General features: G+C 72.1%; 11 protein-coding genes. 5 read left to right on the top strand and 6 right to left on the bottom strand.

The window, feature by feature from the left end; genetic code table 11:
- Nucleotides 1-131 precede the first annotated feature (131 nt).
- Nucleotides 132-839, bottom strand: coding sequence for a B3/B4 domain-containing protein (locus IE313_RS22270; protein WP_189934985.1), 708 nt, complete (start codon nucleotides 837-839; stop codon nucleotides 132-134).
- Nucleotides 840-1,184: 345 nt separating this feature from the next.
- Here IE313_RS22270 and IE313_RS22265 point away from each other — a divergent pair, with 345 nt between their 5' ends.
- Nucleotides 1,185-1,769 (top strand): helix-turn-helix domain-containing protein, encoded by a 585-nt coding sequence (locus tag IE313_RS22265; RefSeq protein ID WP_189934983.1) that lies wholly within the window; start codon nucleotides 1,185-1,187, stop codon nucleotides 1,767-1,769.
- 534 nt (nucleotides 1,770-2,303) lie between these two features.
- Nucleotides 2,304-6,383, top strand: a complete 4,080-nt coding sequence (locus IE313_RS22260) for a discoidin domain-containing protein (protein ID WP_189934981.1) — start codon at nucleotides 2,304-2,306, stop codon at nucleotides 6,381-6,383.
- 144 nt (nucleotides 6,384-6,527) lie between these two features.
- Here the strand turns inward: IE313_RS22260 and IE313_RS22255 are convergent, their stop codons facing one another.
- The gene (locus tag IE313_RS22255) at nucleotides 6,528-7,343 is read right to left on the bottom strand and encodes a pectate lyase (RefSeq protein ID WP_189934979.1); all 816 of its coding nucleotides are present in this window, start codon (nucleotides 7,341-7,343) and stop codon (nucleotides 6,528-6,530) included.
- Between the two features lie 332 nt (nucleotides 7,344-7,675).
- Between IE313_RS22255 and IE313_RS22250 the strand changes: the two genes are divergently transcribed.
- The gene (locus IE313_RS22250) at nucleotides 7,676-8,755 is read left to right on the top strand and encodes a hypothetical protein (protein WP_229924853.1); all 1,080 of its coding nucleotides are present in this window, start codon (nucleotides 7,676-7,678) and stop codon (nucleotides 8,753-8,755) included.
- Nucleotides 8,756-8,800: 45 nt separating this feature from the next.
- Nucleotides 8,801-9,097: a hypothetical protein gene (locus IE313_RS22245; protein ID WP_189934977.1), complete on the top strand. Its 297-nt coding sequence runs from the start codon at nucleotides 8,801-8,803 to the stop codon at nucleotides 9,095-9,097.
- Nucleotides 9,098-9,266: 169 nt separating this feature from the next.
- Here IE313_RS22245 and IE313_RS22240 read toward each other — a convergent pair whose 3' ends face one another.
- The 4 genes from IE313_RS22240 to IE313_RS22225 all read right to left on the bottom strand — a co-directional run bounded on the left by IE313_RS22240 (nucleotide 9,267) and on the right by IE313_RS22225 (nucleotide 12,096).
- Complete coding sequence (locus tag IE313_RS22240; RefSeq protein WP_189934975.1) at nucleotides 9,267-10,076, bottom strand: SAM-dependent methyltransferase; 810 nt, start codon at nucleotides 10,074-10,076, stop codon at nucleotides 9,267-9,269.
- A 35-nt stretch (nucleotides 10,077-10,111) separates the two neighbouring features.
- Entirely contained in the window at nucleotides 10,112-10,717 is a 606-nt protein-coding gene (locus IE313_RS22235; RefSeq protein WP_189934973.1) for a hypothetical protein, read from the bottom strand.
- 263 nt (nucleotides 10,718-10,980) lie between these two features.
- A complete protein-coding gene (locus IE313_RS22230) occupies nucleotides 10,981-11,226 on the bottom strand; it encodes a DUF397 domain-containing protein (protein WP_189934972.1) in 246 nt (81 codons plus the stop codon).
- Between the two features lie 3 nt (nucleotides 11,227-11,229).
- Nucleotides 11,230-12,096, bottom strand: coding sequence for a helix-turn-helix domain-containing protein (locus IE313_RS22225; protein WP_506005233.1), 867 nt, complete (start codon nucleotides 12,094-12,096; stop codon nucleotides 11,230-11,232).
- A 325-nt stretch (nucleotides 12,097-12,421) separates the two neighbouring features.
- Between IE313_RS22225 and IE313_RS22220 the strand changes: the two genes are divergently transcribed.
- Complete coding sequence (locus tag IE313_RS22220; RefSeq protein WP_189934968.1) at nucleotides 12,422-13,852, top strand: NsdA family TPR-like regulatory protein; 1,431 nt, start codon at nucleotides 12,422-12,424, stop codon at nucleotides 13,850-13,852.
- The last annotated feature ends 36 nt before the right edge of the window (nucleotides 13,853-13,888 follow it).

Below are 13,888 nucleotides of genomic sequence, written 5' to 3'. Positions count from 1 at the left end.
CCGGCGCCGGGAAGCGGCGCACCCCCGTGCACCCCTGGCGCCAGGAAGCGGCGCACCCCCCGGTACACGTCCCGCGCCGGCCGCGCCGCACCCGCCACCGGAGAGCGCGCCCGCTCCCCCGGCCCGCGGTCTCAGGCCCCGGCCTGCGGCTGGGCGGGGTCGAGGTAGTGCACGGCGGTCCGTTCGGCGTGCGGGGCGAGGAGTTCCTGGAGTTCGTGCGCGGCGGCCTTGAGGAGGTGGCCGTCGCGGGTGCCCTGGAGGGTTTCGAGCAGGAAGGCGACGTGCCGGGAGTCCTCGGTGACGCGGGTGCGATGGGCGTCGCGGTGGTTCCAGTGGCGGGTCAGTACGCCCGTGGTGTCGGCGTACACGATCTCGCCGGGCTTGGGGTTCTCGACGGTGCCGGGTTCGCCGAGCGGGGTGAAGGACTCGGTGCCGTCTGCGGGGCGGATGGCGACGTCGCCTGTGACGTGGTCGAGATCGAAGGCGCCGGCTGGCAGGCCGTGCCGCACGGAGACGGCGTTGTAGGAGTCGACGGCCGGGTTGATGCGGGGCAGCGCGCCCTTCTTGGCGAGGCGGCGGCCGAGCGCGTCGACGCTGGGGCGGACGCGGCGGGGGTTGGTGCCGAAGGAGCGGTATGCGGTGTGCCACGCCGCGATGCGCGGGTCCGTCTCGTCCGCGGGCTGCCAGGTGCCGTCGGCCAGTTGCCGTTCCAGGGCCGCGAGTGCCGCGGCGGTGGCGGGCCAGGGTTCCCCGCCGCGCAGGCCGGTGGCGGTGACCAGGGCGATGAGCGTGTCGGGGAAGGCGTCTGCGACGGCGGAGGCGAGACGGAAGGCGGTCATGGTCGGGGTTTCCGTTTCCTGTGTGCGGTTGCGGGCTGTGCGCTGCGTGGCGAACGCGGGCCGTGCGGCTGCGTGCGAGCGGTTGCGGTCAGGGCGTCCGGGCGCCGATGCGGCCCGGGCGGCGGCGCTGCCGCCGGGCCGTCAGGACGAGAGGCACACCCTTCGGATGAACGAAACGACGCCGCGAACAGACGAACGGACCGACGCCGCGAAACGCAACGACCGACGAAGCAACGACGCAAACGACGCAACGACTTCACGGTACAACAGAATGACCGACCCGGTTCACCGTACCGACCGCACGGTACATTTGACCGGTCCAAGGACGAGGGGGACGGTGATCAGATGGCCGAGACGGCGGCAGCCCTGCGGACGGTCGCGCACAACGTACGTGAGGCCAGGAACCGCGCCGGACTCTCCCTGGACGAGCTCGGCCGGCGCGCACAGGTCAGCAAGGGCGCCCTGGTGAGCCTGGAGAAGGCGCAGGGCAACCCCAACCTCGCCACCCTGGTCCGGCTGGCCGACACCCTCGGGATCTCGGTGTCCGCCCTGATGCAGGGACCGCCAGAGGGCCGTGTCCGGATCGTGGACGCCGGCACCGTCACCCCGCTGTGGACCGGCGAGCGGGGCGGTGCGGCCAGGCTCGTGCTGACCACGTCGGGCCCGGCTCCCGTGGAGGTCTGGCGCTGGCGGCTGGAACCGGGCGAGGAGTACGCCAGCCACCCCCACCAGGCAGGGGTCGTGGAGACGCTCACGGTCGTCTCCGGCCGCATGACCCTCGTCGCCGACGGCACCGAACACACCGTCGAGGCCGGCCGGACCGCCACCTTCGACGGCGACGTCCCGCACACCTACCGGGGCGCGGGCAGCGGACCCTGCGACCTCGTCATGACCGTCCACCTGCCGCCCGGTCCCGCTTCCACGGCCTGACGCGCATCCCCGCGCACCCTGCACGACCCCCGCACCCCTCACCCCGCCGCCCGCCGAGGACGGCCGACGCGCGGGCAGGGCACCGCCTTCCCTGAACGGCGACCAGGGCCGCCCGAGGGCCGGCACCGCTCCACCCCGAAGGCGGCGAGCCCCCTCACGGGTTCCCCCTCGAAAGGGCGGGCCCCTTCACGACTCCACGCCCCTGAGGCGGCCTCCGCGCACCCGAAGGCGGCCTCCGCGCACCCGGAGCGGGACCGCCCACGCCCCGAGCGGTCCCGGACGCCCGTCCCGCCGCCGCTATCGGCACCGGCCGACCGCCGCCGCACCTTCCCCGCGACCCGCCGTCGCACCGAGGGTGCGACACACGAGATAGATCACGTTATTGCACGACAAGCCGTTGGAGATTGACGCAAGTCTTGACAGCACCTTCCGCAGCTTGCAGCCTTTGGCAACGTTGTCAGAACGATGGCAACCTTACCGGGCACCGCGCCACGTGTCCCTCTGGGCTTCTACTTGGGATTGGACCACTCGGTCATGGCACATCAGTCGAACCGCCTCTCCCGACGATCCGTCGTCGCCGCCGGCTCAACGCTGCTCGCCGGCTTCAGCCTCTCCGCCCTGCTGCCGGGGACGAGTTCCGCCGCCGAGCCGGGGAAGGCACCCTCCGCCGGGGCACCGCACGGCGAGTTGGCCGCCTACCGTCCCATCGAGGTGTCCTCGACGGCCTACGCGCCCACGCCGGGCGAGTTCGCGGTGGACAGGATCACCGCGCCGGGCGTGCGGGGCACGGGATGGCGTGCCGCCGACGGTGATCCGCAGTGGATCGCCGTCGACCTGCAGTCGGACTGCGAGGTGACCTCGGTCCGCCTCACGTTCGAGGGCGACCCGAACGACCCGGTGTTCGTGCCACCGGCCACCGGAAACTGGTCGGACGGCACGACCGGCCAGGAGATCCTGTCGAGTTACGCGGTCGACTTCGTGGTCGAGACCTCCCGCGACCGGGACTCGTGGACGAGCATCCACCGCACCACCGCCGGGACCGGAGGTGTGGTGGACATCCACCTGGACAAGCCGGTCGTCGCACGGTGGGTGCGGATGACCGCGCGCAAGCGGTCCAGTGCCAACCCGCTCGGTCTGAACGGCTTCGAGGTCTACGGCACCGCGCAGGGCCACCGGCCCTCCGCCACCGGCTGGACCGACTGGGGGACCCACCACGACGAGGCCCCCGTGCTCCGGGTCACCGACGACGGCACGGTACCGCTGGAGTCGGGCTGGACCCTGACCATGGACGACTGGGCCGGCGGCGAGGGCGCGGACCTGTCCCGCACCTCGGTCGACACCAGTGGCTGGCTGCCCGCGACCGTTCCCGGCACCGTCCTCGCCTCGCTGGTCGAGCAGGGGCACCTGCCCGATCCGGTGACCGGCCTGAACAACCTGCACATTCCCGAGGCCCTGTCCCGGCACTCCTGGTGGTACAAGCGCGACTTCGAGGTGCCCCGCGGTCTGCCCACCGGATCCGGACGCCGCATCTGGCTGGAGTTCGACGGCGTCAACCACCAGGCGGACATCTGGCTGAACGGCCGGCACGTCGGCGGTCTGACGTATCCGTTCGCGCGCTCGGCCCACGAGGTGACGCAGCTACTGGACACGGGCGGCGGCAACGCGCTGGCGGTGAAGATCACACCGATGCCCGTCCCCGGGTCGCCGGGCGACAAGGGGCCTGCCGGTGAGTCGTGGGTGGACGCCGGGGCCGGCCAGATGAACCTCAACTCGCCCACCTACCTGGCGTCTTCCGGCTGGGACTGGATGCCCGCCGTACGCGACCGGGTCTCCGGCATCTGGAACCACGTGCGGCTGCGGTCCACCGGCCATGTACTGGTGGGCGATCCCCGGGTGGACACGGTGCTTCCGGACCTGCCGGACACCTCGACCGCCGAGCTGACCATCGTCGTACCGGTGCGCAACGCCGACACCGCGGACCACAGCGCGACCGTGTCGGCCGCCTTCGAGGGCGTGCGCGTGTCGCAGACGGTCACCGTCCCGGCCGGCCGGAGCGTGGACGTCACCTTCGCGCCCGACGCCTTCCACGCGCTGCGGCTGCGCAACCCCCGGCTCTGGTGGCCCAACGGCCTCGGCAGCCCCGATCTGCACGACCTCACCCTGACCGCCGCGGTCGACGGCAAGGAGAGCGACCGGCGCACCCACCGCTTCGGCATCCGGCAGTTCGGCTACGAGTACAAGGTGCCGCTGCCGTTCACCGGCAGCGCGGACGCGTACACCCAGTCCGTCGACGTCGGTGCGCAGCACGCACAGCACGTGCGCATCAGATGCCTGACCCGGGCGACCGACTGGGGCTCGTCGCTGTGGACGCTGTCGGTCTTCGACGGCAACCGGCCGGGAGTCGACCTGGCCCTGCACACGAGTGCCACCGCCTCCACGAAGGAGGACGACGACCACGGCCCCGGCAACGCCACCGACGGCGATCCGAACACCCGCTGGGCCTCGGAGCACGAGGACGACCAGTGGATCGCGGTGGACCTCGGCTCGCCCCAGGCCTTCGACAGGGTCGACCTGGTGTGGGAGCAGGCGTACGCCCAGACGTACGTCGTGCAGGTCTCCGCGGACGGCTCGACGTGGCAGGACGTGAAGTCGGTCGACAACACCGGGACACCGCTTCCGTTCAACACGGGCGACGCGAGCCTGCAGGTCGAGGACTTCGCGGCGCAGACCGCCCGCTATGTCCGGATCTCGTGCGGGCTGCGCAACACCAGTTGGGGCAACTCGCTCTGGTCCCTGTCCGTACTGGACAGCTCCACCCCGGGCACCGACCTCGCGCTGCACAAGCCCGTCACGGCCTCGACCGAGGACCCCTCGAACCCCGCGGTCAACGCCACCGACGGTAAGGCCGGCACCCGCTGGTCCTCGGAGTACCTCGACAACCAGTGGATCCGGGTGGATCTGGGCTCGTCGCACTCCTTCGACAGGGTGGCGATCGTCTGGGAGGCCGCGTACCCGAAGACCTACACCATCCAGGTCTCCGACGACGGCGACTCCTGGACCGACGTGAAGTCGGTGAGCAACGCACCGGACCCGCTGAAGATCAGCGTGAACGGGGTGCGCGTTCTCGCCCGCGGCGGCAACTGGGGCTGGGACGAACTGCTGCGCAGGATGCCGGCCGAGCGCATGGACGCGGCCGTGCGCATGCACCGGGACATGAACTTCACGATGATCCGCAACTGGGTGGCCTCCAGCAACCGGGAGGAGTTCTTCGCCGCCTGCGACGAGCACGGCATCCTGGTGTGGAACGACTTCCCGAACGCGTGGGCCATGGACCCGCCGGACCACGACGCGTACAACGCCATCGCCCGCGACACGGTGCTGCGCTACCGCATCCACCCGAGCGTCGTCGTGTGGTGCGGCGCCAACGAGGGCAATCCGCCGGCCGCGATCGACGACGGCATGCGCGACGCCGTGCAGTCCCAGGCGCCCGGCATCCTGTACCAGAACAACTCCGCCGGCGGCATCATCAACGGCGGCGGACCCTACGGGTGGGTCGAGCCGGAGAAGTACTACGATCCCTCGACCTACGGCAGCAACAGCTTCGGCTTCCACACCGAGATCGGCATGCCCGTCGTCTCCACCGCCGAGAGCATGCGCCGCATGGCCGGTGACGAGCCCGAGTGGCCGATCGGCGGCGCGTGGTACTACCACGACTGGAGCGAGCACGGCAACCAGGCGCCCCAGACCTACCGGACGGCGATCGAGACACGTCTCGAAGCGGCCCGGAACCTCGACGACTTCGCACGCAAGGCGCAGTTCGTCAACTTCGAGAACACCCGGTCCATGTTCGAGGCATGGAACGCCCACCTGTGGGACGACGCCAGCGGCCTCATGCTCTGGATGTCCCACCCGGCGTGGCACAGCACGGTGTGGCAGACCTACGACTACGACTTCGACGTCAACGGCACGTACTACGGAGCCCGTACCGCCTGCGAACCCCTGCACGTCCAGGCCGATCCGCAGGAGTGGCGGGTCATCGCCGTCAACCACACCAGCCGTGCGGTGCGCGGCGCGACGGTACGGGCCCGCGTCCACGACCTGGCGGGCAGGCAGCTCGGCAGCACGCTCAGCAAGACGGTCGACGTCGCGTCCGCCGCCACCGCGCCGGCCTTCACCGCCGGCTGGACGGACGGCCTGCCCGATCTGCACCTGCTGCGGCTGACGATGGAGGACAGCAGCGGCCGGCTGCTGTCGCAGAACACCTACTGGCGCTACCGCACCCCGGCGGCCATGACGGCGCTGAACTCGGCCGCCCAGGTCAAGACGGGGATCTCCCTCGGCCGCCTCGTCCGCACCGGCCCCCGCCACGAGCTGACCGCAACGGTCAGCAACCGCGGCTCGGCCGTCGCGGCGATGGTCCGCCTCTCCCTGCTGGACGACAAGAGCGGCGAGCGCGTCCTGCCCACCCTCTACAGCGACAACTACCTGTGGCTGCTGCCGGGCGAGGACCGGACGGTCACCCTGTCGTGGCCCGCCGCGGCCCTGGCCCCGGGCCACCGCCCGGCGCTGCGCGTCGAGGGGTACAACAGTCCGCGGACGGTGGCCCGCGCCTAGCGCACGGCCGGTGGCCGGGCGGCGTCCGCGCGGCCACCGGCGGCGCTACGCGGCGCGGCGCCCGCGGACGGTCCGGCCGTCCGTGGGCGCCGCGCCCGTCAGGGGTCCCGCGCGGGCTCGGGCCGCCCCCTGCGCGTCGTTCAACTACCGGTAGCTGATGTCGGAGTCCTTGTACAGGCAGTTGGTGCCGTCCGGACCGCTGCCGATCTCGCTCGGCTCGCCGTCAGTGACGCCCCTGTACTTGAGACACGGAACGATCTTGTGGCTGCTGTCACCGACGACGGTGATGCCGGAGAGCCGGGCCGTGTCGCCGTAGTTGGTGTTGATGCCGACGATGGCCTTGCCGGGGGCGGTGACCGTGACGTTCTGGACCTGCACGTGCCGGGCGTACTGCGAGCTGCAGTTGCCGCACGAGCGGTACAGCTTGCCGAAGTCCTGCACCTGGAAGTCGCGGATCACCATGGTGCCGGGGCCGTTGTGCTGGAAGACCTTGTCGTCCGCCTTGCGTGCGCCGCCGCCGTCGATGGTCATCGTCCCCGACGACGACTTCCCCTTGAACGTGGCGGCGTCCTCGCCGACGTCCTCCCACCACACGTTCTTCAGCGTGCAGGTGCCCAGGCAGTGGATGCCGTCCGCGGCGGGCGAGCCGATGACCACGTTCTGCAGCATGGCGCCGTCGGCGAGTTCGAACAGCGGGTCCTGGCCCTCGTCCTGGCCTCCGTCGCCGAGGTCGCCGCTGCCGACGTAGCGGACCAGCTTGCCGTCCAGACTGCCGCTGACCGCGACCGTGGAGCTCACGCTCTTCTGGCCGGTCGGCGTGGGCCAGCCGGCGGCCACCGCCTGTGGATGCGCTCCGGTGGTCGCCGCGGCCGGAACCGCGAGCAGGGCCGCGGGCACGGCGAGCACCGGTATGAGGACCGCCCAGGCGCGCTGTCGCCGGTGCTGTCTGTTCGGTGTCATATGGCTGCTCCTTCTGAGTGGGGGAACGCGCGCCCGTGCACGGCCGTGCCCCGGCCTGGACCACCCGGCCCGCCGTGACGCTGCTGGCGGCCCCCTCCGCAGCCGCCGGCGGCGGGCGGGGACCGAGCGGGACTGTGCCACCCGGCGTGTGGACATTGCCGCTCAGTACGTGGATTCCACCGTTCAGTGCGCCTGCCGCCCCCCTCACCGGCCGCAGGCTTTTGGCCGGGCGCGGACGGGAGGGCACGCGCCCGCGGGGCGGTGGGCGGCGATCACGGATACGGTGGGAGGAGTACGAAAGGCACCAGAAGTCACATGATGGGCAGCCCGCCATGGACGATGCCGAGGACGTCGACGAGACGTACGAAGAAGATGCCACCGACAGGGGCAGCGATGCCGGAACCGACACCGATGACGCCGGTGAGACCGGTGAGGACTACGGCGACGAGTACGCCGACGACTACCAGGAGTACGCCGACGAGGAGCTGCCGGCCCGGCAGCGGTCCGGGGATCCGGACGTGTACCTCGACGTGCCGGTGGTGAAAGTCGACGAGATCGCCCTGGACGTGGAGGAGCTGCGTGCCCGGGTCTCGCTGCAGGCGGAGGTGCTCGACCTGCTGCGGCTCAACGTGGGCGCGGACGTCTCGCTGGGCGCGGTCCACCTGGACATCAAGGGGGTCGAGGCGCAGGCCCTGCTGAAGGTGCGGCTCGACAACGTCGCGGACGTCATCAGCCGGGTACTGACCACGATCGACCGCAATCCGCAGATCCTGGAGCAGATCACGTCGGGCGTCGGGTCCGCGGCCCGGGAGCTCGGCTCCGGCGCACGGGACGCCGTCGGCGAGCTGGGCCAGGGCGCGGGGTCGGCGGTGGGGGCCGTCGGTGAGCACGCCGGCGAGGCGGTCGGCAACCTCGGCCGGAGCGCGGGCCGGGCCGTGGAGGACGTCGGCGGGAGCGCGGGACGCACGGTCGAGGGGGTCGCCGAGAGCGCAGGCCGCACGGTCGAGGACGTGGGCGGCCGGGCCGGTGAGGCCGTCGGGGACGTCGGCAGGGGCGCGGGGGAGGCCGCCGGTGAGGTGGGCGGGGGCGCGGGGAGGGCCGCCGAGGAGGCCGGTTCCGGCGCACGGCACACCGCCGAGGAGGTCGGGGGCCGGGCCTCCGAGGCCGTCGGCGAGGTGAGCGAGGAGGCCGGCGAGGTGAGCGGGGACGCCGGCGGAGCCGCACGGCGCACGGGCCCCTCGGAGGCGTCAGGTGCCCCTCGCAGGAAGTCGTCGCGGGCCCCCGCCGGCCGCACGGTCAGGAAGGCGCCGGGCGACGGGGGCCGGCGCACCGTGCGCGGCAAGGAGGACGCGTCCCGTCGAATGGCGCACGGGCGGCAGGCGTCGGGACGGCCGGAGGACCATCCGCCGTGAACGCCCCGCCCGGGTGGCCCCCCGGACATCGAGTTCACCGCGGCGGTGCGCAGCAGGCGACTGCACTTCCTGCGCCGGCCGCGGACGGACGTCCGCTTCACCGGACCGCCGGACAGCAGGTCGCAGTCCACGAGCAGCCGCCGGCACCTGGACGAGCCGGTGCGACCGGGCGTGGACTACCGCGACGCGCGCGTCACCTACCGGCTGGTCAACCGTCTCACGGCCGGGTCCGCCCGCCGGGAGGACGGCCGCGGCGACCGGCCCGGGAACGAGGGGGCAGCGCCCCGCGCCGAGCCCGAGCGGCACGGTCGGGAACGTGGACACCGCTTCGGCGGGGCGTGACCCGGACCGTGGGGCGTGTCGGGGACCGCGGGGGCTTCCCGGATCGCGAAGCTTCCCGGATCGGGGGTCTCGACCCGGTGCGCGAGGCGTGTCCCGGTGCGCAGGGACACGGGCCAGGAGGCGCTGCCGGGCGCCGTGGCCTCGGGTGCCGGGACCGGCCGCCCGGCCCTCACGGCTTGCGCGCCACGCCCCCGTAGACGTCGGTCGGCTCCGGCGTGCTGCCGGGCGCGGGGCGCCACAGCGGGCAGGAGACGACACCCGGCTCCAGCAGTTCGAGGCCCTCGTAGTAGGCCGCGACCTGATCGGGGCTGCGCAGCACGTAGGGGATGGCGCCGGTGTCGTCGTACCCCTGCTGGGCCTCCTGGAGGGCGGCGTCGGTGTCCGTGCTGTCGTAGTGCACGAAGTAGCTGCCGGCGGGCAGCGCGGCCTGCAGCCTGCGGACGATCGACTTGGCCTCCTCGTAGTCCTGGATGTGGCCGAGGATGCCCATCAGCATCAGCGCCACCGGCTTGCCGAAGTCCAGGATGCGGCCCGCGGCCTCCAGGATCGCCTCGGGCTCGTGCAGATCGGCGTCGATGTAGTCGGTGACGCCCTCAGAGGTGCTGGTGAGCAGGGCCTGGGCGTGCCGCAGGACGAGCGGATCGTTGTCGACGTAGACGATGCGGGACTCGGGGGCGACGCGCTGGGCGACCTGGTGGGTGTTGTCGTACGTCGGCAGGCCGGTGCCGATGTCCAGGAACTGCCGGATGCCGCACTCGGAGGCCACATGGGTGACGGTGCGGATCAGGTAGGCGCGGGAGGCGCGTGCCATGGTCTCGATGTTCGGGGCGGTCTCGCGGTAGGCGTCGCCCGCGGCCCGGTCGACCTCGTAGTTGTCCTTCCCGCCCATCCAGTAGTTCCAGATACGGGCCGAGTGGGGAACCGAGGTGTCGATCTTGGACATCGCATCCTGGTGTGCGGCCGGGCGGGCTTCTGCCATGGGAGGTCTCCTGCCTTGCGTGCTGCGGTCTCGTCTCAACCTACCGTCAACTGTGTGCCGTGCCAGGCGCGTTGGGCACGGCGGCGGGCCGGGCCCGGTGCCCGGACCTGTCCCGCCGGGTCCATCGGGTGCACCCGCACGACGGGGGCGTGCTGCTCCAGGGTGCGGAACGCACGGTCGAAGGCGGCCCCGGCGTCGGCCGCCTCTTCGTCCACTGCCTCGTCGAGGCCGGCGGCACCGACGGCGCCGAGGGCCCGTGTGCCGCCCGCGGGGCGGCCTGGCTCGACGGGCAGGAACGGGTCCGCGGTACAGGGCTCGACGACGTGCAGCAGGGCGCCGTCCCGTTCGGCGACGGCCTCAGCGAAGTCCAGGGCCTGGATCCAGGTGACCCGGGAGCGCCCGTGCCGCAGGGGCCCGTAGACCAGCTCGTGGATGATGCCGCCGTCGACGGCGATCCGCCCCGGGCCCGCCAGCAGTTCACGGAACGGCTGGGTGGGGTCGACGTGCGGCAGGGCGCCGGAGGCGTGCCTGATCACGAAGCCGTTGCGGCCGAGTTCGCCGAGCAGCCCGGTCCTGCTCAGCCCTTCAGGGCCCTCGACGACAAGGGTCCGGTACCGGGTCATGGCCTCGCGGAGGTTCATCCATGCCACTCCCCTTCGGAACTCGGCTCGCTCGGATCCGGAAACGGCGCCGGCCCCGACGCCCAGTGTGGGCGGGGCCCCGCTGCGGCGGGAGGGCACAGTCCGGTTGTCCGGTTGTGCGGACGTAGTGGCGGACGCGGGGCGGTGCGGGCCCGGCGGGGTGCGGGCGGGCAGCGGGCCGGTCGGCTGGTCGGGGCGTCCCGCCTGACGGGCGTACCGATCCACTGGGCGGCCCGCGTGCCCGCCAGGGGATCGGGCGCCCGTCAGGCGATCAGGAAGTCGGCTGCGCCGGACTTGACGCCCGCCAGGAAGGTGGTGATCTCGTGCCGGGAGTAGACCAGTGCGGGTCCGTGCGGATCGGTCGACTGGCGGAGTGCGACGCTGCCGTCCGGCAGTCGCTTTGCCTCGACACAACTGCCGCCGTTGGTCCCGCTCCAGGGCTTGTGCCAGCCCTCACCACCGAGTGCGGAGGCGGGCATACCGCTGTAGATGGGGTCTTGGGATGCCATGGATCACAACTCCTTACGCAGTTCGGCCAGGATCTCCCGGGTGCGGGACACAGGCTCCGCCTGGACGGTCATCCGGTCCAGGACTTCGAGGTAGGTGACGACCTCGGCGGGCTGGTCGGCGTAGACGGCGCCGACCAGGCTCTCCGTGTAGACGACGTCCGGGAGTTCGGAGAACCCGAACCGGAAGTAGTGGAAGGGCCCGAAGGCGCCGGGGTGCGCGCCCGCCGAGTGCCGCATCACCTGGATGCGCACCTTGGGCAGGTCGCAGGCCTCGACAAGCCGGTCGATCTGGGCCCGCATCACCTCGGCGCCGCCCACCGGCCGGCGCAGCACGGTCTCCTCCACGATGGCCCACAGGGCCGGCGACTCGGGTTTGGCGAGCAGGTCCTGCCGCCTCATGCGCAGGGCCACCCGGCGCTCGATGTCCTCACGGGGTTCGTTGGGGAAGCCGACGCGCATCAGCGCGGCGGTGTAGTCATGAGTCTGGAGCAGGCCCGGGACGTAGTGGGGCTCGTACACCCGGATGACGGTGGCCTCACTCTCCAGGCTGACGTAGGCGCTGAACCAGTCGGGCAGTACATCGCGGTACTTGTACCACCAGCCGGGCTCGTTGGCCTTGCGGGCCAGCGCGAGGAAGTCGTCGATCTCACCGGGGGCGACGCCGTAGGCGGCCAGCAGTTCCCTCACATAGGGGATGCGCAGGCCGACCTCCGCCTTCTCCATACGGCGGACCGTCAGCGGCGTCACATCGATGATCCCGGCGGCCTCGTCGAAGGAGACGCCTGCCTGCTCCCGCAACTGACGCAGGCGTTTTCCCAGGACCATCCGCAGAACGGTGGGGGCACTGCCACCGGAGCGGCCGTCGCTCACGTGCTACCTCCCGCTCCTGACCTCACAGCGTGCAGTGTGCCACGCCACCCTTGGCACAAACGTACCCGCATGGATCGTTATGAAATTATCAGAATGCTGGTTGCGAATTGCTTGTGTCGGGCCGCATAGTGAGCACGTGATCTGTTGCACACTCCGCCGCGGCTCACCAACTGCGGGCTGCCTGAGCGGGGTTGGCACTGTGTGAACTTGGCCGTCTCGCTGCCGTGGCTGAAACCGGGGGGTTCGGGGGAGCGAGGCGACCGGGAGCGGCCCGGTCTGTTTGCATGACGGACCGGGCCGCATGGGACCGTGATGCGAGACCTGGATGGCCACCGTGACCAACGGACAAGCGAGGAACCCCGCGAAGGGTTCCGGTGGGACCAACAAGGCGTTGGCGGCCGCCCTCAAGGACGCCGGATGCTCCTACGCCTCACTGGCCCTCCGCGTCAACGAACTCGGCCGCCGCCAGGGCGCGGAGCCGCACTACGACAAGGCGTCCGTCACCCGCTGGCTCCAGGGGCAGCAGCCCCGGGGCAACACTCCGGAACTCATCGCGGCCGTGCTCTCGGAGCGTCTTGGCCACCCGCTCTCCCCCACGGACCTCGGCTTTCTCAGCGACCAGCAACGCCCGGTGGTCAGCCGGGCTCTCGTCTACGGCGAGGACGTGGCAGAGACCTTGCACACACTGGCAGAACTCGGCTCCACCGACATATCCCGGCGCACCCTGCTGGGCACGGTGCCCTTCGTGGCGGGCGCCCTGACGAGCCCCCAGCGGGCCTGGCTGCTGTGGCTCGTGGAACACATCGAGCAGTGCGGGCCCGCGGGCACCGACCGCCTCGCGGCCCTGTCGTCGGCCGGCCCGGTCGAGCAGGTCCACGCGATGATCAGCATGTTCGACCAGATGGACAACCACTACGGCGGCGGCGGTGTGCGCACCAGCATCGTGCACTACCTCTCCACCGAGGTGATCCCGATGCTCCAGCAGCGGGGCGTGCCCCCGCACCAGCAGCGGCAGTTGTTCGCGGCCGCGGCCCGGCTGGCCGCCATGGCCGGCTGGAGTTCGTACGACGCCGGTGAGTACGGCCTGGCGCAGCGGTACATGACCCAGGGCCTGCGACTGTGCGCCGAGGGCGGGGACCGTGTGCTGGGCGGCCAGATCCTCGCCGGCATGTCGCACCTGGCCACCAGCCTCGGCCGACCCGACGAGGGGGTCGCGCTGGCCAGGGCCGGAATCGCCACCGCCAGGTCCGGCGGCAGCCCGCTCGGCCTGATGCGGCTGTACGCGATGGCGGCCCGCGGGCATGCCGCGCAGGGCCACCGCCGCGAGACGGGTGAGGCGCTGCGGGCCGCCGAGGACCAGTGGGGGGCCAGCAACGGGCCCGCGCACGAGTCACCCTGGGTGCGCTTCCTCGACCACCACTACCTGCAGGCCGAGGCCGCCGTGTGCTATCGGGACCTCGGCCTTGCCGCCGAGGCCGAGCGGATGGCCGGCGAGTCGGTGAGCGCCAACGCCGACCGGCGCCGCCGCCAGGCCATCAGCCGCTCGGTGCTGGCGACGGCGCACCTCCAGCAGAACCGCCTGGACGAGGCGATCGGCGCGGCCACCGAGGCCCTGGACACCCTCGGCTCGGTGCACAGCGAGCGTTCGATCCAGGCGCTGCGCGACTTCCGCCTGCGTCTTGAACCGCTCCGCAGGGAACCGCTCGTGAAGGAGTTCGAGCACAGGTCGCGCGGGGTGCTCGGCATGGCCGCCTGACCCGCGCACGGAACCACGGCCCGGCGGGGGCCGCAC

The organism is Streptomyces sulfonofaciens, assembly GCF_014656295.1.
GTDB classification, from domain to species: domain Bacteria; phylum Actinomycetota; class Actinomycetes; order Streptomycetales; family Streptomycetaceae; genus Streptomyces; species Streptomyces sulfonofaciens.
This window is presented reverse-complemented; position numbering and strand designations above follow the sequence as displayed.